The following is a 20,942-nucleotide window of genomic DNA, read 5'->3' as shown; positions in this document are numbered from 1 at the left end:
TTTTATATATTTTTCACAATTTTTAATTTGACTTTAAAAAGATTTTTTGATATAATAGAGCTATGATTTATGCTTTATATACGAATTATACGAACCTCTTGACGTAAAAAGGAGAGAAAAACATCATGAATTTAAGTTTTATGATTTCAGCCGTATATTCCGTAGCCGCACTTCGCGGAGGTGTTTCGGATGTTCCGGAGCAGAAATCACAGAAAGAGGCCTTTATCGGCCCTGTTTACCGCGTGTGCGAGGAAGCAGCTGAAAGTACCCGCCCGGGTATAAACACAATATTTCAGAATATCTATCTTCCGGGATTTGACTTCAATTCTGACGGTGTGTTCGATGAAAAGGACGCAGAACAGATAAAGGAAGCACGAAGCAAAAAGAAAGCTGAAATACTGGAAGCAAGAAAAAAAGCAGAGGAAGAAAAGAAAGCCGAAGAGGAAAGAAAAGCAGCTGAAGAAAAGAAAGCAGAAGAAGAAAAGAAGGCAGCCGAAGAAGCTGCAAGGATCGCTGCTGAACAGGCTGCAGTAACTGAGGCTGAAACGCAGGCTGCTCAACCGGAAACAACAGAACCGGCAGAAACTGAGCAGACTGAAGAAGTCACTGAACCTCAGGAAACAGAAGAAGATACTTCAGTTCCTGAACTGCCTTCACCAAAGCAGAGAAATGGTGTTGACATATCAGGATGGCAGGGTAAGATCGACTTTGAACGCCTTCGCGACGACGGTGTTGAATTCGTAATGATAAAAGCCGGTGAAGGAACAAGAACTTCCGATACATTTTATGAATACATTGAGGGCGCAAAAGCAGCAGGACTAAACTGCGGTGTTTACTGGTTCTCAAAAGCGACATCCTATGATGAGGCTATAGCTGAGGCTCAGGCGTGCCTTAAAACAGTTTCAGATTATCAGCTTGAATATCCGGTAGCATGTGACTATGAATATACAGCAATAGAAAATCTGAGTAATCCGCTGCGTTATGACAAAACTGCGCTTACTGATGCGATTCTCGGTTTCTTAAGAACAATCGAGCGTGGCGGATATTATTCGATGCTTTACACCAATTCAGACTTCTCAACAAGATTTCTTGAAAGAAGCCGTGTAACTGATGAATTCGATATCTGGTGTGCCGGCTATAACACCAGCGGACCTGGTCTGTCGTGTGGAATATGGCAGCATTCAGAAAAAGGCAGAAAAGACGGCATTGACATACTGAAACAGAACTCCGGATATGTTGATCTTGATATTTCATACAAGGATTATCCTGAAATAATGAAAGCACTTCATATCAACGGATTCTGATGATGTATTTTCCTGAGATACAGCAAAGGAATAATATTATTTAAGTCCGTTGCAGTCAAATCACATAACAGAATAATACTGATAAACCGTTCAGAGTTTTCATTTACTGAAAATCTGAACGGTTTTTTTATGTTCCTTGTTCCGTTATTTGTCACAAAAAAGCCACAAATAAATTTCGATTTTTTAAGAATCAATTAAGAAATGTATAATAGAATATAAATACAATAAAATATTCTGCAGTCGTTTCGGTTCCACCCTGTTTGTAACGGCAGCAGTATAAATCCCCGACATGAAGGAGTTAATGAACATGAGAAACAGGAAGTTTTTATCATCTGCACTGGCAGGAGCAATAATTCTGAGCTCGGTTATGACTGCAGGTCCTGCAGTTTCCGCAGCAGAAGCTGCTTCAGGAGATGTAACAGGAGACGGAGTTTTTAACACCACTGACATTGTTGCACTTCAGAACTGGTTTATCACAGGAAAGGAACTTAAGGACTGGAAAGCAGGCGATTTTTCAGGAGACGGAAAAATCAGCATCATCGATTTCGTCCTTATGAAAAACAGGCTTTCAGGCGGTTCAGTGTCTTCAGAGCCAGCAGGAAAGACTGACGGCGAAGGAGTAAACGTAGTATTTGACGGCACATCAGTATCACTTACTGACGCAGACGGAAACAAGGTAACATCAAGTCCGGCTCTGACAGTAAGCGGAGCGGCTGTAACAGTTAAGCAGCCTGGCGAATACTCATTCTCAGGTAAATCTGATACAGGCCAGATCATTGTTGACGTTGACAAGACTACTTATCCTGAAGGCAAGGTGACACTTAACTTTAACGGACTTACACTTTCAAACAGCACTTCCGCACCGGTTTATGTTGCATCAGTTGCTGACGAGTGTGTTATTTCAGCTAAGAAGGGTACGGAAAACGTTATTTCAGACGGTACTTCCCATACCGACACATACGAGAATGACGGCAAGGTAAGTGAAATCAAGGCTGCCATCTTCTCGCGCGATGATCTGAAGATCAAGGGCAAGGGTAAACTCACTGTAAACGGAAATACAGCTGACGGAATCGTTACTACAAACGATCTCAAGCTCTTTAACGGTACAATAGAAGTAAATGCCAAGGATGACGGTATCAGAGGCAAGGATTCAGTTAAGATCGGCGATGCTGACGACGAAGCTTATGATGATCTCAGCGTAACAGTAAAAAACTACTGACGGTGACGGTATCAGAGCTACAAATACAAAGGATGAAAACAAGGGCTCTATCGAGATCAACGGCGGTAAGGTTAGCGTGGAAGCACATTCTGACGGTATCCAGGCAGTAAGAGCAGTTACTGTAAACGGCGGTGACATAACCATAAAGACTTATGTAGGATCAGAGTACAAATCATCCGGTCAGCAGGCTCAGCAGGGACAGCAGGGACAGCCGGGCGGACAGCAGGGACCTGGTCAGGGCTGGAACTGGGGAAATGCTATGGCCGGTGAAGACCAGCAGCCGGCAGCTCAGGACTGGAGCAGCATGGACTGGAGCAGTTTCGACTGGAGCGGTTTCACACCGCCTGCACAGGACGGTCAGAATGGCGGTCAGAACGGATTTGTAATGCCTGGACAGAATGATCCGAACGGCGGCGTACAGCAGGGTGGCTGGACAATGCCTGGTCAGGACGGTCAGGGTCAGCAGGGTGGCTGGGGAGGATTCCCTGGCGGCTTCAGCTGGGATGACAGCGGTCACGACCTCGGGCTCGAATTCAGTGCCAAGGGTATAAAGGCAGGTAACGGTGAAGCTCAGATCGGCGGCTCAATAACAATAAACGGCGGCACGATAAACATTAATTCAACTGATGACAGCATCCACTGCAGTGATATACTCGAGATCAAAGGCGGAGACATTACAGTAATAACAGCAGATGACGCTGTTCACTGTGACAGCATTCTTAACGTCAGCGGCGGTAAGATAACTGTAAAGGACGGCTATGAAGGTCTTGAAGCCATGAAGGTACATATCACGGACGGTGATATCACTATCCATGCTTTTGACGATGCTGTCAATGCAGGTGAAAAGGGCGTAAAAACTCCTTTCGTAGCTAATGAGAACTGCTTTATCAAAATAGACGGCGGTACTATCCATGCGTATGTTACAAATACAGCAGAAGGTGACTGTATCGACTCGAACGGTCACATGTACTTCAACGGAGGCAAGGTATATGCTGAAGGATCTGTTGACGGTCCTGACTCAGCTATCGACGCAGACGGCGAGATCTTTGCCAACGGCGGTATCCTTGTCGGTGTCAGCGGTCCTGGCCTCGGCGAACTTCCGTGCAATGAATCGCAGCAGTATTCACTTTACTGGAACGGTTCAACAAAGTACAACGGCGGCAGCACGGTAACACTTCTTGACGGAAGCGGAAAGGAACTTCTTTCATACAAGTCCGAGAACGCTTTCAAGTGTGCAGTCATCAGCTCACCTGACATCCAGATGGGCGGCAGCTATACAATTAACGTAAACGGAGAAAAGGTTGCTGAATTTACTGTTAATGCGAAACTCATGAAGCAGGGAGCTTCAGGCGGATTCGGCGGTTTCCAGTGGCAGTAAATCGGAACAGCAGTTTCATACAGAGATATGAGATCATCTTAACGAAAGTATAAACAGAAAGAACCCGTAACTTAAGTGGCTTAAATCTTAAGTTACGGGTTCTTTTGTTAAGGAAACGCTGATTTATGCATAAATCAGCGAGGGGTTCGGGGCGAAGCCCCGTAATCCCACCTCAGGAAATCCGGCGAAGCCGGATTTCCTGTTTGATCAGTGTTTCCTGAATATTTCAGAAGTTGTATCGTGGATAGATTATAAGCAGTGAACCCTTTCTGACGCTGACGGAGGAATCAGTGCCGCAGAATTCATTGCTTACACCTATCGGAAAGCGATTATCCATATGATAATCATTTACAGTGTATTTAAGACCTTTTTCAGTGACGCCCTCACACTCTGTATCGAGTGAAAAAACTGAAATAAAGCCCGTCATTTCGCTGTTAAAGTTTATTTCTGAATCATGTATGACAGTCATTATCTCATTTTCCGCATACAGAAAACCTTTTTTGCCTTTGCAGGCAAGGTAGTTGAGTACCTGAATGTTTGCAAAGGTGTGGTCGTTTCTTCCGCCTGTACCGCCGAAAATGTGAAACTCGCTGCAGCCTTTTTCAAGACCTGCATTGACTGCGCACAGCATGTCAGTTTCATCTTTTACAGGATTAAGCTTTATAACTTCTCCTGTATAGTTTGTGTTCTGTTCTCCCAGAGAATCGAAGTCTCCGATAAGTATATCTGTCTTTATCTTCTGCAGGCTGTTGAAGATATATCCTCCGTCAGCAGCGATAACAAGATCATCTGCAGACGGAGTAAAATCATCGCCTGAGTAGTGCGAACCTGCACCGGTTATAAAACATTTTTCTGCCATGAGTCTTAAGTCACCTTACTGACCGTTCTGAGGAGCGGCTGCGCCGGTGTCTGAAAGGCCGATGTCAAAAAGTGCAGATGCATCTGATACAACCTTAGGAAGCTCGCCGTTCCACTTTGAAATCTGCTCATTTTTAATAACAAGATCTGTAAGTGATTCGTTGAGGAGCCTGTTGGCTTCTGCCTGAGCGTTTGCTTCGGTAAGTGTTGCCTGTGCTGCAGCTTCGGCTGCAATTGTCTTTTTCTTTGCTTCTGCCTCAGCAATTACAATAGCCTGCTGCTGTTCTGTCTTTGTCTTAAGGAGATTCTGTTCAGCAACCTGCTTTGCTTCGATAGCAGCATTGAACTCAGATGAAAAATCGAAGTTTACTATATTGAACTTTTCGATTATGATACCGTAGTCCTTTACCTTCTGTTCAAGTGTTGTCTTGATCTCTTCGCCAACTACTGCACGTTCTGTAATGAGTTCCTCAGCTGTGTACTTTGCTGTTACAGATTTCATGCTTTCCTGTACCGCAGGCATGAGAATAATGCTCTCATAATCGCGTCCGATGGTCTGGTAGATCTTTGCACTCTGGTCGCTGCTGATCTTGTAGTTTACTGCAATGTTGCTTACAACTGACTGCAGGTCCTTTGAAACTGCTGTCGCATTTGCCTCATAGACCTGGATCTTGTTGGACATCATTTCAACTGACTGTACTAAAGGAGCTTTCAGGTGAAATCCTTCCTGATATGAACTGTTCGATACCTTGCCTAAGGTAAGTACAACGCCTGTATGTCCTGCAGGAACGATAGCAACTGATGATGAAACCAGTATAACAGCTGCCACAGCGGCAATAATGCCGCCTGCGATCTTTCCTGATTTTTTGTTTACTTCCTTCATGTTTACATATGTCTGTTCTTTCATGTCCGGTCTCTCCTTTAAATGGCTGCTGATCAAATCACAGATCCTTTTCAGATCTGTGAAATACGGGGATGATCAGCTGATTTTTCCTGTGTTTTGCTGTTGTCTTCCGGTTGTTATTCGGGTTTTTCCTCTGTTCTTCACGTTCAATACCGTTGTTTGTTCTCGTTTTGTGTTTTTTTCTTTTTGAAATTTTCTTTTCTGTGTTTCTTTTGTTCTTATTTTGACTTTTTTGTTTTGCTTTTTTCTTTTGTTCTTATTTTGACTTTTGTTTTTCTTTTTCTTTTTTCTTTTGTTCTTCTGGCTTTTGTTTTTCTTATTTTGTGTTCTTCTTTTGTTCTCTTATATCTCTTTTATTTTCCTATAAAAAATGTTTTTCTCTCTTTTGTTCTTTCCCTGCCGGAGGATGTTTTTATCTGTTCCTCACAGCTTGTATTTCTTTATATCCAGTCGCTCGTACTCGGCTTCAAGCTGCGCCTTTATGAGGGAAGACTGGTATGCAAGAGTCATAATGAAAAGCGTGTTTTCAAGTATTTCTTCCTGCTCCTTGACATAATTGTCGTTGTGTTTGATTACTTCTTTGATCGTCGCACGAATAGGTTCAGATTCAAATATCTTTTTCTCATCCAGTTCACAGATTATCGTGCAGAATATATTGTAGAGATCGATATCCGGAATTATATCATCGCTTGTGTCTTCAACCTTACCGTTGATATAATTCATAAGAACCGCAATGTTTTCAAGCTGCATTGTTCCGCGCAGCATGTTGATGAGAAGGATACGTATTACCTGTACCTCATAGTATTTTTTGCCCGGAATGTTTACGACCCATCCACGCTTGATCCAGTTCTGGATGGTGGATCCGCCCAGTCCGGTAAGTTTCGAAAGCTGTGATAAGGTTAATCCTCCTGTAGCTGAAAGTATAGGAGAAATGAGTGAGAAAGCTTCCGTTTTAACTTTTTCTGAGTACTGAAGTGTTGTACCCGGTATTGTTTTTATCATTTTTCTGACTCCTTTGTTTTGAATTTAATAAGTCATTCAAACTTTAAAAACGTTCTAACAACCTTATTCATTCATCACATAAACTCTTTATGTGATGATATGATTATAACATAAGTTCACGTGAACCGCAAACCGATTTTTGCGGATTTCAGGCTGAAATTTGCTGTTTTAAGTCTGAATTATGAAAATATCTCGTTTATTCTATAAATTTTAAAGTTTTTTAAAAAACTGTATATAATCTTATGGTATCGGTATGCCTTTAGCGAAGGCTGCGCCTGCGGTGCAATAGAAAAACCGGGAGCATTCGTCAATACTCCCGGTAATATTTTGTTATGTTGACTTTAGAATACAGCTAAAAGACACAAATTAAGCGGTTATAGAAGCCAGTTGTGTTGAAAGCTGGTTGATTTCTTCAACTGTTAGTCCTGTAAGGTCTGCAATTTCCTGTGCAGTATCCTTTCCTCTGTTAATAAGATTGATAGCTATACGAAGAACTCTCTGACGTTCTCTTTCGGCACTAATTTCATCCATTATCTTGCACATTTCTTCATGACCTCTTTCAATGTCATTTTTCATTAATTGTCTCCTGATATATAATATATTCCTCTTCGATACTATTGTAACACATAATACCATGAAAATCAATATTGAATTATTAACTATAGGATGGTTTTACGAGGATAGTGAATGATTTTATGTACTATCATTAACTTACAGAATAATCGGTAGAGATCGCCCCTGCAGAGCGGTCTCTGCAATAGAAAAAACCGAACACCTTTTCAGGCGTCCGGTTTGAGTCGATACTTTATAGAGAAAATGAAGTTGATGTTATTCTTATAATCAGTATACCGGTTATTCTGTTATTTGCAGTAATTTCCTTCTTGAACAAAACACATCTGAAATATCTATACAATGTTTTATTTGTTCTTGACATTATTCTGAAAAAGTGATATCATAACAAATGAGAAAGATAACGCTTCTTAAAAGTAGGGAGAGGAGGGTCGGTAATGTCACAGGCAGATAATGTTTTTGAATATCTCATAGAAAATTATCAGGAAAACGAACCGGTTTTCCTTTCAGAACTGTCTGTTCCGGAAATTAGTGATGTGTCAGTTCGTCAGCAGTTAAAGAAACTAACGGAAGACGGAAGAGTGAAGAGATTTGATACGGGTATATATTATATTCCAAAAAAATCTATATTTAAGTCTGGGTCCGCATTGTCTGTAGATGAAGTGATAAAAAAGAAATATTTGCAGGACGGTGAAAACAGATGCGGTTATCTGAGCGGCATTCTGTTTGCGAATAAACTCGGACTTACAACACAGGTACCTATGACGTATGAGGTCTGTTCCAATAAAGCAACGACTGACTACAGGGATACCAGACTCGGAAATTTTCGTGTGATTGTAAGAAGACCATATACAGAAGTTAATGAGCAGAATGTTTATGCTTTACAGTTCCTTGATCTTATGAGAGAAGTAGTTGAAGTTTCTGAAGTTGATGGTCCGGTGCTTACTGAACGTTTACTTTACTATCTTAAAACAAGGAATTTGGAATTTGATATGCTGAAACCATATTTCAAATATTATCCGGAAAGAATCTATAAAAATATGTACGAGGTAGGGTTATTAAATGGCGTGGCTACATAAGAGTAAACAGGAGTTTTATGAGGCGATCAATTTAGCGGCAGACAGGTACAGAATTCTTCCGTCAGCAGTTGAAAAAGATTATTATGTAACAGTGATTCTTAAGGGACTGGCAAGCAGACTGGATTATATAGTTTTTAAAGGTGGAACTTCATTATCAAAGTGTCATAAAGTAATTAAACGATTTTCAGAAGATATTGATATTACGATAGACAGGAAACTTTCACAAGGGCAGATGAAAAAACTGAAGCAAGCCATTAAATCAATTGCACTGGATCTTGATCTTAGCATTCCGAATATTGATGAAACGAGAAGCCGCAGAAGTTATAACAGGTACATTCTCGAATATAACTCAGTACTGGAAGAACCTGATGATGCAGTTAAGAATGCTGTATTAATGGAAACTTCGTTTGCAGAGATATCGTTTCCGACAGTTTTGCTTCCGGTTCATAGTTATGTTGGTGATACATTTAGTGATGAAGCGCCTGAATTGATAGAAACATATAATCTTGATTTATTTGATATGAAGGTTCAGTCGCTTGACAGAACATTAGCGGATAAGGTTTTTGCTGTATGTGATTATTATCTGCAGGGAAGAATTAAGAAATATTCACGCCATCTATATGACGTTTATAAATTACTGGAGATTGTTCCGTTGACTGAGGATTTAAAAGAATTAGTTAAAGAAGTCAGGTGCGAAAGAGCGAAAACTAATATTTGTCCATCGGCACAGCCTGGTGTTAATATTCCGGATTTACTGGAATTGATAGTTAAAGAGGAAATTTACAGAGAGGATTATGAGACACTTACATTAAAGCTTCTTGAAGAAAGAATACCGTACGATGAAGCTGTATCGGCAATTGATAAAATTGTCCGTTCAGGGATATTCAGTGAGTAAATATACCTGGCATATGTAAATATCAGTAACCTATTTGTCCATACAGAACAAAGGCTCTGAAATTATATTCGAAAATACAAAAAAGCACCGCAAAATCCGGTTAATTATAATTCGGATCTTGCGGTGTTTTGTTTCTAAATGGCTATTTATGGCGGAAATGTGTGGAATAAAAAAGAGGAGAAAAGTAAAAAGCGTTTATGCAATATCACTCTAACGGGAAAGTTACCTCCCAGTCACCGGAGATATGACCCTGTGCAACGATAAAATCACCATGCAGAAAGTAGTTTTTAAGTGAATCATATTGGAAACTTGCTATTGATCAATCTTAGTTTCATTTATAGTCATATTTATCTCATTGTGCTTTATAAGGTCTGATATATGTTCTACTATTTGAGCAACCTTAAGTTTTTCATCGTCATTTAATCCACAGAGAGCTTCATTTATTCTGAAAAGCGCTACATTTTCGTCAGTGGTTGTTTCGGATGTAAAGTCAAGGAGTTTGTAAAGTGGAAGTTTTAATCCCTTGGCGATTTTATATAAAGTTTCTACAGTCGGACATTTTTCACCGCGTTCTATTTTACCGATATATGCGGAATGGAGTTCTGATGCAAATGCAAGTTCCTCCTGACTTAATTTTTGTTCTGTACGAAGTTTACGGATACGGTCACCTATTATGTTTGAAATTGTTCCATTGTTTTCTTTCATTAGAACACCTACATTCTACCCTGAAGGTATTTTTTTAAATTGTATCGTCAAACAAAAGATTATTCAAATCCTTATAGGGGTTAATAAAACATCCCTAAAGGGTTGACACAAACATTCCTTTTTGATATAATAATGACATGAGGTGTATGATTTTTTGTACACAAGTTACAATGATTAATGATAACAGGAGGGATTATTATGAACACAGAAAATAATAATACTACGCGTGAAGAGATTACAGCTAATGAAGGTAATGCTTCATTAGAAATCACAGTTAGTAAAAATGACGAAACAAGTTCGGCTTCTGAGACAGTGCAAGATGTTACTAATGATTCAAGCAATCAGAATTCATCTGTTGAAATTCAACATTCTGAAACTGTAATGCAGAACACTCAGGTGGAAACGGAAGATACTCAAGGAGCAGAAGCTACATTTCAGGCACAACAGCAAGTAAATTATACTCAGCCAATGCCTCAAATGACAATGCAGCAGTCAGGACAACCAATGGCGATGCCACAGCAGGGGCAGCAAGTAAACATGATGTACCAGAATCCTCAGATGAACATGATGCCACAGCAAGGACAGCAGATGAATATGATGTATCAGAACCCACAGATGGGTATGATGCCACAGAATATGCAAAGAAACGTTCCTAATGGTAATACCAAATTTTGTTCAACTTGTGGTGCTATGGTTCCGGCAGCAGCTATTATATGTACAAGTTGTGGATGCCAGATTGGACAGATGAAAACAGAACAGCCGAACATTGTTATTCAGAATACAAACACAAATGTTAATACTAATAATGTGGGGAATTATGGCCGCAAGAAAAATAAATGGGTAGCTTTACTCCTTTGTCTGCTTCTTGGCTGGTGTGGCATTCATCGTTTTTATGAGGGCAAAATTGGAACTGGACTTTTATATATGTTCACATTAGGACTTGGCGGACTTGGCTGGTTTATAGATTTTATAATTCTTCTTTTTACGCCAAACCCATATTATGTATAATGCTGAACATTGGGAATAGAAAGATGATTATCGAAAAATGTACAGGACATCTCGTCGAGGTGTTCTGTACTATATTCTTAAAAGTAGAGTGAATATATAGGGGCGTGTTCAAAAGTGTTTTTTTGAACACAGAAAACATAATGTGAATATTGGGGAGGAATACTAATGAAAATAACCAGTAACGTAAAATATATTTTAGCTGTTATTATATTGATGATGACTTTGGCGTCTTGTGGAAGTACAGGAATATCAGATAATAGTGTTAATCAGGAAAGCGTTTTAACAGAAAACTCTTCCGTGGATAACAGTGCTGATGCTGCTTCTGAAGGATCAACGTTATCAGAAAGTGAAGGAGAAGTAATTGAAACATTAAAAGGTGTAACAAGTGATGAAATAAAAACTGATAAAGTTGATTATCCTGTTATTGAAGATATTGTTTGGTCAGTAGAAGAACTGATAGATGATGGAGAAAGAACTGTTTTGATGTCTGTAAAAAACAATAGTAACTATCCTATTAGAAGCTTCCGTTTATCTTTTTCCGAAAAAAAGGATATTTCAGAAGAACAAAAGAGTACTTTTTTTGAAGAATTGAAAAATATGACAGGCGCTACAGAAGAAGACATTGAAGAAATAAAAAAATCAATAACTGGGATATCAATGTATGCAGAATCAGATACACTTATGTCTAAAGATGAATCAGTTTCTAATATAGATCTGCATTATTTTACTGGATATATATATATGAGATCATTCGATCATTTCCAGCTTGTAGAGCCAGATATTGCGGAAATTGAATACATTGACGGAGAACTGATGAAAACAGTTTATTACGATTTTAAATCATGTAAATACAATAAAGACTCAAAAACTGAAACCGTGAAGAAGTGGGTGGATTATGACATAGCAGACAGACTTCCTAAGATAGATGCAATATGTATAGATAATGAGTTTTATGGCAAAAATACAAATGTGTTAAGTTTTGACATTCAGGGAATGACTTTAGACAATTACAAAGAATATATCGAAATGTGCAAAGATAAAGGTTTTGTAAATGATGTAGTTGAAAGCATAGGAGATTATTTTAATTATTATTACGGTTCTGATTCTGAAGGTTACAGGTTAAATTTAAGTTATAGTGAAAGTGAAAAAGAAATATCGATAATGCTTTCTCAACGAAACAATAATACTGAAAACGATGAATAAAAATATAGCTTATTCATTAACGTTTAAAACGACTACACTATACAATAACTACTTTTATTTCATGATTGGTTTTACATAAGTGTTCTGAAAACGTGATGTTCAATCAGCTACAGTATTCATTTTAGAAAAAGTGGTTGTTGAGACACTTATCTACGAAATTGTAATGTTCACCTTGCACTGGACTGTGATATATAAAATGGAGGTGTAAAATATGAGCGATAGATTTCCAGATACTGATTGGTGGTGTGATCGTTGTGGAGCTTATCTGAATGACCAAGATAGATTCGACGATCATCACTATGTATGGAAATGTTCCGAGTGTGGTTATAAAAACAGTATTTCTGCAGATAACATACTTGAATCACATGAAGACTATTGGAACGGAAGGAGCAATGATAACTAATGGCAAGACCGCACAAGCAAATGCCGGGAAGAACATACCAGATATTTTACAATGATAATAATTCATTAACCGTGCATTGCACATATATGTGTCCATATTGTATGCAAAATGCTTCAGCTAGCTTTGAAGCAAACGCTGATGCAAAAGATATACTTGAACGTGGTGGTTTCTTTCAACCACTACAATGTGATATGTGCGGAAAAGTATCAGATGTACGTTTTTGGCAAAGCAACAAATTATAAGGAGAAAGAAAAATGACCAAAGAAGAACTGAAAGAACAAATCAATGAGTTAATGCGTCAATATTCCGATGAAGAAATCGACGGTGACACTTACAAACAAAAGATGATGGAGCTAACCACATCTGCAAGAGGACAAATTGAAGAAGAATAGAAGCGTATGCAAATTATTATATTGTGCAAAACTTCGCTACTACAATATGATAAAATGGCTGCATTGCAGTCATTTTAATAAAATAGCAATCGGAGGTCGTTGACCTCCGATTACCTTTCTCCAAGGCTGGTTTTCGGTCCGGATAATGACTCGGATGATTATACACAAGTGATAGCATATATTAATTCAGAATTTGCTTCTATAAAGGCAGAGGAAGAAGGAAAGAGAGAAAATGTCGTAGGAAATGTCGTAGAAAATGTCGTAGTAAATTTACCGCCAAAGGTATCAATATTTCTGGATGGTTATAGTAGAAAAAAACACGCAGGCTCGATAACCTGCGTGTTTTGTTATTATAATCTCATTTTAAAATCTTCATAGCCGAAGGACTTAAGTGTTTCTATTGTGCCGTCTTTTCTGCAGAGCAGGATGGACGGGAGGCCCATGCCGTTGAAGGTGTTGTTTTTGACCATTGTGTAGATGGCCATGTCGGCGAATACGAGTCTGGAACCTATTTTAAGTTCTTCGTCGAAGGAATATTCACCGATGTGATCACCTGAAAGACAGGTCTGTGAACCGAGACGGTAGGTGTATTTCTTTTCACCTGCTTTGCCTGAATCAAGAAGTGGAGGACGGTACGGCATTTCGAGAACATCCGGCATGTGGCATGCGGCTGATGTGTCGAGAATTGCAATGTTCATGTCGTCCTTTTCGATTATGTCGAGAACTTCAGTAACGAGATAACCGGCATTCAGTGCTATGGCTTCACCGGGTTCAAGGAATACTTCGAGGCCGTATCTGTCCTGCATGCGTTTTATGCACTTTTCAAGAAGCGGGATGTCATAGTCGTCACGGGTAATGTGATGACCGCCGCCGAAGTTGATCCATTCCATTCTGCTTAAATATTTTCCAAACTTTTCTTCAAAGGCGTCGAGTGTCTTTTCAAGATCGTCGGAATTCTGTTCGCACAGCGTGTGAAAATGAAGTCCTGTAACACCTTCAAGATCGCCTTCTCTGAAGTTCTTTAAAGTGATGCCGAGGCGGGAAACAGGGGAGCAGGGATCGTAGATTTCGTGACCTTCCTGTGTGGAGAACTCAGGATTGATGCGGAGACCGATCTTTTTTCCTTTTGCAAGGACTCTGTCCCTGTAACGGTCGAGCTGTGAAAATGAATTGAATATTATATGGTCACAGTAATCTGTGATCTCATCTATTTCGTTTTCACGGTATCCGGCACAGAACACATGGTTTATCTTACCCATGCATTCATGACCGAGACGTGCTTCGTAAAGACCGCTGCATGCTGTACCGCTGATATATTCTGCTATAAGCGGATAGAGATGATAGCAGGAAAACGCCTTCTGAGCAAGAAGTATCTTGCAGCCCGTGCGTTTTTCCACGCCGTTTAATATTTCAAGATTGTGTATAAGTGCCTTCTCGTCTATGATGTATGACGGAGTAACGACCTTATACGGATCAAATTCAGGCTTCAACATGACTGTCATCTACTGGAACCGGGTTAAAGTTCTCCTTCCAAGGGAGACCCCACTTGTTGAGTGCATCCATGAACGGATCCGGATCGAATTCTTCGATGTTGTGAACGCCCGGCTTCTTCCACTTGCCTGTCATTACCATCATGGCACCGATCATAGCAGGTACACCGGTTGTGTATGAGATAGCCTGTGAGCCTACTTCCTTGTAGCATTCCTGGTGGTCGCAGACATTGTATACGTAGTAGTGAACTTCCTTGCCGTCCTTTACGCCGTGGCAGATACAGCCGATGTTTGTCTTGCCCTTTGTTCTCGGACCGAGGGATGCAGGGTCAGGAAGAACAGCCTTAAGGAACTGGAGAGGAACTATTTCCTTTCCTTCGTACATGATTGGTTCGATAGATGTCATGCCGACGTTTTCAAGACACTTAAGGTGTGTAAGGTAACTCTGGCCGAATGTCATGAAGAATCTGATCCTCTTTATGCCTTTGATGTTGAGAGCAAGTGATTCAAGTTCTTCGTGGTGAAGAAGGTACATATCCTTTTCTCCAACTTCGTCGAAGTTATATACTCTCTTGATCTCCATCGGTTTTGTTTCAACCCATTTGCCGTTTTCAATGTAGCTTCCGTTGGCAGATACTTCACGGATGTTGATCTCAGGGTTGAAGTTTGTAGCGAACGGATAGCCGTGGTCGCCGCCGTTGCAGTCGAGAATATCTATGTAGTGTATCTCATCGAAGTAGTGCTTGAGAGCATATGCAGAGAAAACACCTGTAACGCCAGGATCGAAGCCGCTTCCGAGAAGTGCTGTGATACCTGCTTTTTCATATCTTTCCCTGTATTCCCACTGCCACTTGTACTCGAACTTTGCAGTATCAAGAGGCTCGTAGTTTGCAGTGTCAACGTAGTCCACTTTGCATTCAAGACAAGCGTCCATGATAGTAAGATCCTGGTAAGGAAGTGCAACGTTGATACAGATGTCAGGCTTGTAGCTCTTCATGAGTGCAACAAGTTCATCAACATTGTCAGCGTTTACCTGAGCTGTTGTGATCTTTGTCTTTCCGCCGTCAAGCTTTGCCTTGAGTGCATCGCACTTTGACTTTGTTCTGCTTGCTATGCAGATCTCCTCAAATACTTCACTGTTCTGGCAGCACTTGTGTACGACAACGCTTGCTACACCGCCTGCACCAATAATTAATGCTCTACCCAATTTTTTGTCCTCCTTGAAATTAAAATTTATAGATCATAAGAAGTATCTCGCGAAGAAGCTTGCATGCGAGTGCTGTTGAGGCACCGCTCTGGTCATAGACCGGACAAAGCTCGTTCATGTCGAGACCTACTATGTCGAGTTCTGAAACAAGTTTTACCGCGTTGATGAGATCGCGGAAGGAAACGCCGTCTGCTTCAGGAGTACCGGTCCCCGGAAATACTGAAGGGTCAAGTACGTCAAGATCGAGAGTAAAGTATACCGGTTTGCCCTTTAGCTTCGTTACCACATCTTCAAGTGTGTCGAAGTTGAAACGGTTTGTGTAGACGCGATCTTTTCCCCAGCGGAATTCTTCACGGTCTCCGCTTCGTATACCGAACTGAAATATTTTTCCGTCGCCGACGAGATCGTGACATCTGTGAAGTACGCATGCGTGTGAAAGCTTAACTCCGAGGTAGTCATCGCGAAGATCGGCATGTGCGTCGAAGTGGATGATGTGAAGGTCCGGATATTTTCTGAAAACGGAGCGGACTGATCCAAGAGTTACAAGGTGTTCGCCGCCGATCATGAAAGGTATCTTTCCGTCTTCAAGTACCTTGTCTGTAAATTCTTCGATGTCCTTAAGGGCAAGTTCGCTGCTTCCCATGCAGAGCTCAAGATCACCTGCGTCGAAAATCTTTGTGTCGAGAAGATCCCTGTCCGTGTAGGGACTGAAAGTTTCAATGCCGAAGCTTTCGTTTCTTATAGCAGAGCTTCCGAAACGTGTGCCCGGTCTGTATGATGTCGTGCTGTCAAACGGAGCACCGAAAATAACTATTTTACTTTCGTCGTACTCAGCGTCGCAGGCGATGAATGTGCTTATATTTTTATTCAATCTTCTTTGTCCTCCTGTGATCATTTGTATGTTTCACGAAGTGTGTTTCTGACATTGTTAGGGATGGCAAAGCATCCTGTATGAAGAATAGTGTTGTAGTATTTTGTAACGAGTCCGAGGCTGTTCCACCAGTCTGCCTTTAAGTCTGTGCGCGGATCGAATTTCTTTGAAGCAAATCCGAACAGCCAGTGGCCTGAAGGGTAGGTAGGAATGTGTGCCTGGTAAACAAGAGCAGTGCTGAAAAATTCCTTGATCCTGCTGTGAGCACGCTTCATGGAATTTGCGTAGGAATCGTAGAATGTGCTTTCGTGCTGGTTTACCAGAATACCGTCATCGTTCAGTGCCCTGAAGCAGTTTCCGTAGAATTCGCTTGTGAAAAGCCCTTCGCCTACGCCGAAAGGATCTGTTGAATCAACGATAATGAGATCATATTTTCCGTCGGGAGCATTTCGTACAAAACGTACGCCGTCCTCGTAGTGGATATGAACGCGGGGATCATCAAGGGAGCATGAGATCGAAGGCAGATATTTTCTGCATACGTCAACTACCATTTCGTCTATCTCGACGAGATCGATATTTTCGATCGTACTGTAACGGCAGAGTTCACGTACTGTGCCGCCGTCACCGCCGCCTACGACAAGAACGCTTTTTATATCCGGATTGGTCGCCATCGGAATGTGCGTGATCATTTCGTGGTAGATGTACTCATCCTTTTCAGTTACCATCAGATAGCCGTCAAGAGTAAGGATGCGGCCGAATTCCTTCGACTCAAAGACATCTATTTTCTGAAATTCGCTCTGTTCCGAGTAGTAGTGTTTGTCTACCTTTATTGAAAATCTGACATTGTCAGTATGGTTTTCCGTATACCAAAGTTCCACTTTATTTCACTCCTCTGTTACGATCTGAAGACTGTTTACTTCCATGTCCTGTGTGCCTGTCAGGAAACATCCCTTTTCCTTTGCGTAGAGGATGTATCCTATGATGTCCTTTGTTATTCTTTCGCCAGGAGCAAGGATCGGAATTCCCGGAGGGTAGCACATGACGAATTCTCCGCAGATTTTTCCTTCGCATTTTTCAAGTTCAAGCTTTTCCTTGCTGCTGAAGAACGCCTTTTTAGGCGTCATCGTTACATCAGGCTTTATGTATTCGTGATCGAACATACCGGACTTGTCCTTGGAATATCTGCGCTTTATTTCGGCAAGAGCGGAAATGAGGCGTTCTATTTCGAGAGCACGGTCGCCGGCTGAAATGTAGGCGAGTATGTTTCCGATGTCGCCGAATTCGATCTGAATGTTGTACTTGTCACGTAAAAGGTCATAGACTTCAACACCGGCAAGTCCCGTCTCAAAAGTGTTTACCGAGAGCTTTGTTCTGTCGAAATCAAAGAATGCGTCGCCGTCGATAAGCTCAGGCCCGAATGCGTAGAACCCGCCGATCCTGTTGATCTCATCGCGGGCGTACTGTGCGTACTTTGTGGCTTTGGCGAATATTTCCTCACCGTTGAGAGCAAGGTTCTTTCTTGCGATGTCAAGCGATGACATGAGGAGATAAGATGCGCTCGTGGTCTGCGTAAGGTTGATGACCTGACGGACATACGGTTCGTTTACCGAAGGGCCAAGCAGGAGAATCGAGCTCTGTGTAAGTGAACCGCCTGACTTGTGCATGCTTACAGCTGCCATGTCTGCTCCGGCGGCCATTGCGTTCAGCGGCATGTCCTTTCCGAAGTAGAGGTGAGTACCGTGTGCCTCGTCAACAAGAGCCTTCATTCCGTGTCTGTGTGCGAGGTCAACTATTGCCTTAAGGTCGGAACATACGCCGTAGTAAGTCGGGTTGTTTATAAGAACGGCTTTTGCGTCCGGGTTTTCCTCGATGGCTTTTTCCACGTCCTTGACCGACATTCCAAGCGGTATGCCGAGTCTGTTGTTCACGCCCGGATTTACGTAGACAGGTTTTGCACCGTTTACTACCAGTGCGTTGATGGCACTGCGGTGAACGTTTCGCGGCATGATGATCTTGTCACCTTCCTTGGTCGATGACATTATCATTGCCTGTACTGAACCGGTGGTGCCGTTTACAATAAAAAATGAAGCTGCTGCGCCGAAAGCTTCTGCAGCAAGTTCCTGTGCGTCCTTTATGACTGAAACAGGGTGACACAGATTGTCAAGAGGCTTCATGGAGTTTACGTCAGCCTTGAGACAGTTCACTCCGAGAAATTCTGTCAGTTCCTCGTTGCCGCGGCCGCCTTTGTGACCGGGAACATCGAACGGAACGACCCTGTTCTGTCTGAAATTTTTCATTGCTTCGTATAACGGAGCATCATTCTGGGTATAATGCATTGTCGGGTAATCCTCCGTTTCATAATATAGGAAACACTGACCCGGGCACACCCTCTTTACGTAAGCATGTTCATCCGTGCGTACGGTAAAGGTGTGCTGAGATCCGGATCAGCTGTTCTTGTCAGATAAATGTATCAGTAGATATTCGCACCGCTGAAGATCTCGATCATCTCACGGCGCAGGCTGTTGGAAATATCGAGGCGCTGTTTCGGCGGAAGCTCGTAAACGTCAGTGTTGAACAGATAGTTCTGGAGCTGAAGTTCCTTTATGAGCATCTTGGTGTGGAATATATTCGACTGATATACATTTACATCAATTGCGTCATAGCGCTGAAGCGTTGCTTCGTTGATGTAGTTCTGTATTGAAGTTATGTCGTGGTCAATGAAGTATTTCTTGCCGTGAACGTCACGTGTGAATCCGCGTACACGGTAGTCGATCGTGATAATATCAGAATCAAAGCTTTCGATGAGGTAGTCAAGTGCATTAAGAGGTGATATCTCACCGCAGGTTGAAACGTCTATGTCAACACGGAAAGTGGAGATAGCGTTGTCCGGGTGTGATTCCGGGAAAGTATGCACTGTAAGGTGGCTCTTGTCAAGATGAGCATGCACTGTTTCATGTGCGACCATTTTACCGCGGTTGCATGACTGGTCTATTTCAGAAACAGGCACTTCGCCTTCCGCTATGAGAATATTTACGGAAGCCCCCTGAGGATCGTAGTCCTGTTTGGATATGTTGAGAATGGTGGCTCCTATTATATCAGTTACATCACACAGTATTCTTGTGAGACGTTCCGAGTTGTACTGCTCGTCGATGTACTGAAGGTAATCATGCTGTTCGCGTTCGGTTTTTGCATAACAGACATCGTAAATGTTGAAACTAAGGGTCTTGGTAAGATTGTTGAACCCATACAGGGAAAGCTTGTTATTATCCAATTTTTTAATCGACCTCCCAGTCATAATAATGTATCAATTTATTCTATCATATATTGAGGTGAAAATCAATAAATTTCTGAATTTTTGCCTGCTTAAATTGACATTCACTGAATTGACAATCGTTGTCCGTGTGTGATATTATATTATAGTATAGTCTGATAAACGACTGATCCTCTGCCGGCCCGCCATCTGCTGTGAGCTCGCTTTACAGGGGTGTGATCACTCAGACTCAGTATTATTTTGAAAGGAACATCAGTAATAATGAGCGAATCATGTACACATGACTGTTCGTCATGTTCAAGCAGCTGCGGCGAAAGAAAGGAACCGCAGAGCTTCATTGAAAAAACTAATGAATATTCAAAAATCAAAAAGGTAATTGCTGTTGTGAGCGGCAAGGGCGGTGTCGGCAAGTCACTCGTTACTTCATCACTTGCAGTAAAGTCAAATAAAAAGGGCTATAAGACGGCGGTTCTTGATGCTGACATCACAGGCCCTTCCATTCCTAAGGCTTTCGGACTTAAGGAAAGAGCAACGGCAAATGACAAGGATCTTCTTGATCCGTCAGTGACACAGACAGGAATAAAGGTCATGTCACTCAATCTTCTTATGGAGGACGAGACAACACCTGTTATCTGGAGAGGCCCGGTTATCGGAGGTACAGTAAAGCAGTTCTGGACAGATGTTATGTGGGGCGACGTTGACTACATGTTCATCGACATGCCTCCGGGAACCGGCGACGTTCCGCTTACAGTATTCCAGTCAATCCCTGTTGACGGAATTATAATAGTAACATCTCCTCAGGATCTTGTTTCAATGATCGTGGGTAAGGCTGTCCGAATGGCAGAAATGATGAACATTCCGATAATCGGTCTTGTTGAAAACATGAGCTACATCGAATGTGACTGCTGCGGAAAGAAGATAAATCTTTACGGTGAAAGCAAACTTGAAAAAGTTGCTGCTGAATACGGCGTCGAGGCTCTTGCTCAGATTCCGATAAAGCCTGAGATCGCTGCTGCATGTGACAACGGCACTGTTGAAATGTGCGGTGACGAAGAATGGCTTGAAAAGGCGTTTGCTGCCGTTGAAAAGAAAACAGCTGATAAATAATTTTCACAGATTAAGGAAACACTGATTAAATCGGAAATCCGGCTTTGCCGGATTTCCGCAGGTGGGATTTGCGGGG

21 protein-coding genes are annotated in these 20,942 nt (G+C 41.6%); 10 read left to right on the top strand and 11 right to left on the bottom strand.

Annotation, left to right across the window (positions count from 1 at the left end; genetic code table 11):
• Positions 1–125 precede the first annotated feature (125 nt).
• The 3 genes from CC97_RS07220 to CC97_RS07210 all read left to right on the top strand — a co-directional run bounded on the left by CC97_RS07220 (position 126) and on the right by CC97_RS07210 (position 3,901).
• Positions 126–1,304 (top strand): GH25 family lysozyme, encoded by a 1,179-nt coding sequence (locus CC97_RS07220; RefSeq protein WP_044974425.1) that lies wholly within the window; start codon positions 126–128, stop codon positions 1,302–1,304.
• A gap of 307 nt (positions 1,305–1,611) precedes the next feature.
• Positions 1,612–2,523, top strand: a complete 912-nt coding sequence (locus CC97_RS07215; RefSeq protein ID WP_044974424.1) for a carbohydrate-binding domain-containing protein — start codon at positions 1,612–1,614, stop codon at positions 2,521–2,523.
• A 10-nt stretch (positions 2,524–2,533) separates the two neighbouring features.
• A complete protein-coding gene (locus tag CC97_RS07210) occupies positions 2,534–3,901 on the top strand; it encodes a carbohydrate-binding domain-containing protein (protein WP_347493864.1) in 1,368 nt (455 codons plus the stop codon).
• 226 nt (positions 3,902–4,127) lie between these two features.
• On the opposite strand, the gene CC97_RS07205 is transcribed toward CC97_RS07210, so the two are convergent.
• The 4 genes from CC97_RS07205 to CC97_RS07190 all read right to left on the bottom strand — a co-directional run bounded on the left by CC97_RS07205 (position 4,128) and on the right by CC97_RS07190 (position 7,241).
• Positions 4,128–4,760 (bottom strand): thiamine diphosphokinase, encoded by a 633-nt coding sequence (locus CC97_RS07205; RefSeq protein ID WP_044974422.1) that lies wholly within the window; start codon positions 4,758–4,760, stop codon positions 4,128–4,130.
• 15 nt (positions 4,761–4,775) lie between these two features.
• Positions 4,776–5,666: a prohibitin family protein gene (locus CC97_RS07200; RefSeq protein WP_044974421.1), complete on the bottom strand. Its 891-nt coding sequence runs from the start codon at positions 5,664–5,666 to the stop codon at positions 4,776–4,778.
• Between the two features lie 420 nt (positions 5,667–6,086).
• Positions 6,087–6,665 (bottom strand): DUF1836 domain-containing protein, encoded by a 579-nt coding sequence (locus CC97_RS07195; protein ID WP_044974420.1) that lies wholly within the window; start codon positions 6,663–6,665, stop codon positions 6,087–6,089.
• 366 nt (positions 6,666–7,031) lie between these two features.
• Positions 7,032–7,241 carry a hypothetical protein gene (locus tag CC97_RS07190; RefSeq protein ID WP_044974419.1) on the bottom strand — a complete coding sequence of 70 codons (210 nt, stop codon included), beginning with the start codon at positions 7,239–7,241 and terminating at the stop codon, positions 7,032–7,034.
• A 431-nt stretch (positions 7,242–7,672) separates the two neighbouring features.
• Between CC97_RS07190 and CC97_RS07185 the strand changes: the two genes are divergently transcribed.
• A complete protein-coding gene (locus tag CC97_RS07185) occupies positions 7,673–8,314 on the top strand; it encodes a DUF6088 family protein (protein ID WP_044974418.1) in 642 nt (213 codons plus the stop codon).
• The gene (locus CC97_RS07180; RefSeq protein ID WP_044974417.1) at positions 8,298–9,209 is read left to right on the top strand and encodes a nucleotidyl transferase AbiEii/AbiGii toxin family protein; all 912 of its coding nucleotides are present in this window, start codon (positions 8,298–8,300) and stop codon (positions 9,207–9,209) included. Before CC97_RS07185 ends, CC97_RS07180 begins: the two co-directional genes overlap by 17 nt.
• Before the next feature lie 312 nt (positions 9,210–9,521).
• On the opposite strand, the gene CC97_RS19535 is transcribed toward CC97_RS07180, so the two are convergent.
• Positions 9,522–9,914, bottom strand: a complete 393-nt coding sequence (locus CC97_RS19535; RefSeq protein ID WP_081850021.1) for a helix-turn-helix transcriptional regulator — start codon at positions 9,912–9,914, stop codon at positions 9,522–9,524.
• 198 nt (positions 9,915–10,112) lie between these two features.
• Here CC97_RS19535 and CC97_RS20925 point away from each other — a divergent pair, with 198 nt between their 5' ends.
• From CC97_RS20925 to CC97_RS20500, 4 genes are all read left to right on the top strand, one after another.
• Entirely contained in the window at positions 10,113–10,922 is an 810-nt protein-coding gene (locus tag CC97_RS20925) for a TM2 domain-containing protein (protein WP_242848151.1), read from the top strand.
• A 165-nt stretch (positions 10,923–11,087) separates the two neighbouring features.
• Positions 11,088–12,125, top strand: a complete 1,038-nt coding sequence (locus CC97_RS07165; protein WP_044974416.1) for a DUF6591 domain-containing protein — start codon at positions 11,088–11,090, stop codon at positions 12,123–12,125.
• A gap of 269 nt (positions 12,126–12,394) precedes the next feature.
• Positions 12,395–12,583 carry a hypothetical protein gene (locus tag CC97_RS07160; RefSeq protein WP_044974415.1) on the top strand — a complete coding sequence of 63 codons (189 nt, stop codon included), beginning with the start codon at positions 12,395–12,397 and terminating at the stop codon, positions 12,581–12,583.
• A gap of 199 nt (positions 12,584–12,782) precedes the next feature.
• Entirely contained in the window at positions 12,783–12,920 is a 138-nt protein-coding gene (locus tag CC97_RS20500) for a hypothetical protein (RefSeq protein WP_197021839.1), read from the top strand.
• 350 nt (positions 12,921–13,270) lie between these two features.
• On the opposite strand, the gene nspC is transcribed toward CC97_RS20500, so the two are convergent.
• From nspC to speD, 6 genes are all read right to left on the bottom strand, one after another.
• On the bottom strand, positions 13,271–14,413 hold the full coding sequence (nspC, locus tag CC97_RS07150) for a carboxynorspermidine decarboxylase (protein ID WP_044974413.1): 1,143 nt from the start codon (positions 14,411–14,413) through the stop codon (positions 13,271–13,273).
• Positions 14,400–15,617 (bottom strand): saccharopine dehydrogenase family protein, encoded by a 1,218-nt coding sequence (locus tag CC97_RS07145; RefSeq protein WP_044974412.1) that lies wholly within the window; start codon positions 15,615–15,617, stop codon positions 14,400–14,402. Before CC97_RS07145 ends, nspC begins: the two co-directional genes overlap by 14 nt.
• Before the next feature lie 19 nt (positions 15,618–15,636).
• On the bottom strand, positions 15,637–16,488 hold the full coding sequence (gene speB, locus CC97_RS07140; RefSeq protein ID WP_081850018.1) for an agmatinase: 852 nt from the start codon (positions 16,486–16,488) through the stop codon (positions 15,637–15,639).
• 20 nt (positions 16,489–16,508) lie between these two features.
• Complete coding sequence (gene speE, locus CC97_RS07135) at positions 16,509–17,366, bottom strand: polyamine aminopropyltransferase (protein WP_044974410.1); 858 nt, start codon at positions 17,364–17,366, stop codon at positions 16,509–16,511.
• A 6-nt stretch (positions 17,367–17,372) separates the two neighbouring features.
• On the bottom strand, positions 17,373–18,824 hold the full coding sequence (locus CC97_RS07130) for an aminotransferase class I/II-fold pyridoxal phosphate-dependent enzyme (protein ID WP_044974409.1): 1,452 nt from the start codon (positions 18,822–18,824) through the stop codon (positions 17,373–17,375).
• A 134-nt stretch (positions 18,825–18,958) separates the two neighbouring features.
• Positions 18,959–19,783 carry an adenosylmethionine decarboxylase gene (gene speD / locus CC97_RS07125; RefSeq protein ID WP_044974408.1) on the bottom strand — a complete coding sequence of 275 codons (825 nt, stop codon included), beginning with the start codon at positions 19,781–19,783 and terminating at the stop codon, positions 18,959–18,961.
• Positions 19,784–20,020: 237 nt separating this feature from the next.
• Here speD and CC97_RS07120 point away from each other — a divergent pair, with 237 nt between their 5' ends.
• A complete protein-coding gene (locus tag CC97_RS07120; RefSeq protein WP_044974407.1) occupies positions 20,021–20,866 on the top strand; it encodes an Mrp/NBP35 family ATP-binding protein in 846 nt (281 codons plus the stop codon).
• Positions 20,867–20,942: the final 76 nt, after the last annotated feature.

Origin of the sequence: Ruminococcus sp. HUN007 (assembly GCF_000712055.1) — a bacterium.
Taxonomy (GTDB): domain Bacteria; phylum Bacillota; class Clostridia; order Oscillospirales; family Ruminococcaceae; genus HUN007.
The sequence above is the reverse complement of the archived record's forward strand: the minus strand, read 5'-3'. Positions and strand labels throughout refer to the sequence as shown.

Excerpts from the sequence above, each read along its gene's own strand:
- CC97_RS07220 (WP_044974425.1), top strand. The coding sequence starts at position 126 with ATGAATTTAAGTTTTATGATTTCAGCCGTATATTCCGTAGCCGCACTT.
- CC97_RS07215 (WP_044974424.1), top strand. The coding sequence starts at position 1,612 with ATGAGAAACAGGAAGTTTTTATCATCTGCACTGGCAGGAGCAATAATT.
- CC97_RS07205 (WP_044974422.1), bottom strand. The coding sequence starts at position 4,760 with ATGGCAGAAAAATGTTTTATAACCGGTGCAGGTTCGCACTACTCAGGC.
- CC97_RS07200 (WP_044974421.1), bottom strand. The coding sequence starts at position 5,666 with ATGAAAGAACAGACATATGTAAACATGAAGGAAGTAAACAAAAAATCA.
- CC97_RS07195 (WP_044974420.1), bottom strand. The coding sequence starts at position 6,665 with ATGATAAAAACAATACCGGGTACAACACTTCAGTACTCAGAAAAAGTT.
- CC97_RS07190 (WP_044974419.1), bottom strand. The coding sequence starts at position 7,241 with ATGAAAAATGACATTGAAAGAGGTCATGAAGAAATGTGCAAGATAATG.
- CC97_RS07185 (WP_044974418.1), top strand. The coding sequence starts at position 7,673 with ATGTCACAGGCAGATAATGTTTTTGAATATCTCATAGAAAATTATCAG.
- CC97_RS07180 (WP_044974417.1), top strand. The coding sequence starts at position 8,298 with ATGGCGTGGCTACATAAGAGTAAACAGGAGTTTTATGAGGCGATCAAT.
- CC97_RS19535 (WP_081850021.1), bottom strand. The coding sequence starts at position 9,914 with ATGAAAGAAAACAATGGAACAATTTCAAACATAATAGGTGACCGTATC.
- CC97_RS20925 (WP_242848151.1), top strand. The coding sequence starts at position 10,113 with ATGAACACAGAAAATAATAATACTACGCGTGAAGAGATTACAGCTAAT.
- CC97_RS07165 (WP_044974416.1), top strand. The coding sequence starts at position 11,088 with ATGAAAATAACCAGTAACGTAAAATATATTTTAGCTGTTATTATATTG.
- CC97_RS07160 (WP_044974415.1), top strand. The coding sequence starts at position 12,395 with ATGACCAAGATAGATTCGACGATCATCACTATGTATGGAAATGTTCCG.
- CC97_RS20500 (WP_197021839.1), top strand. The coding sequence starts at position 12,783 with ATGACCAAAGAAGAACTGAAAGAACAAATCAATGAGTTAATGCGTCAA.
- nspC (WP_044974413.1), bottom strand. The coding sequence starts at position 14,413 with ATGTTGAAGCCTGAATTTGATCCGTATAAGGTCGTTACTCCGTCATAC.
- CC97_RS07130 (WP_044974409.1), bottom strand. The coding sequence starts at position 18,824 with ATGCATTATACCCAGAATGATGCTCCGTTATACGAAGCAATGAAAAAT.
- speD (WP_044974408.1), bottom strand. The coding sequence starts at position 19,783 with ATGACTGGGAGGTCGATTAAAAAATTGGATAATAACAAGCTTTCCCTG.
- CC97_RS07120 (WP_044974407.1), top strand. The coding sequence starts at position 20,021 with ATGAGCGAATCATGTACACATGACTGTTCGTCATGTTCAAGCAGCTGC.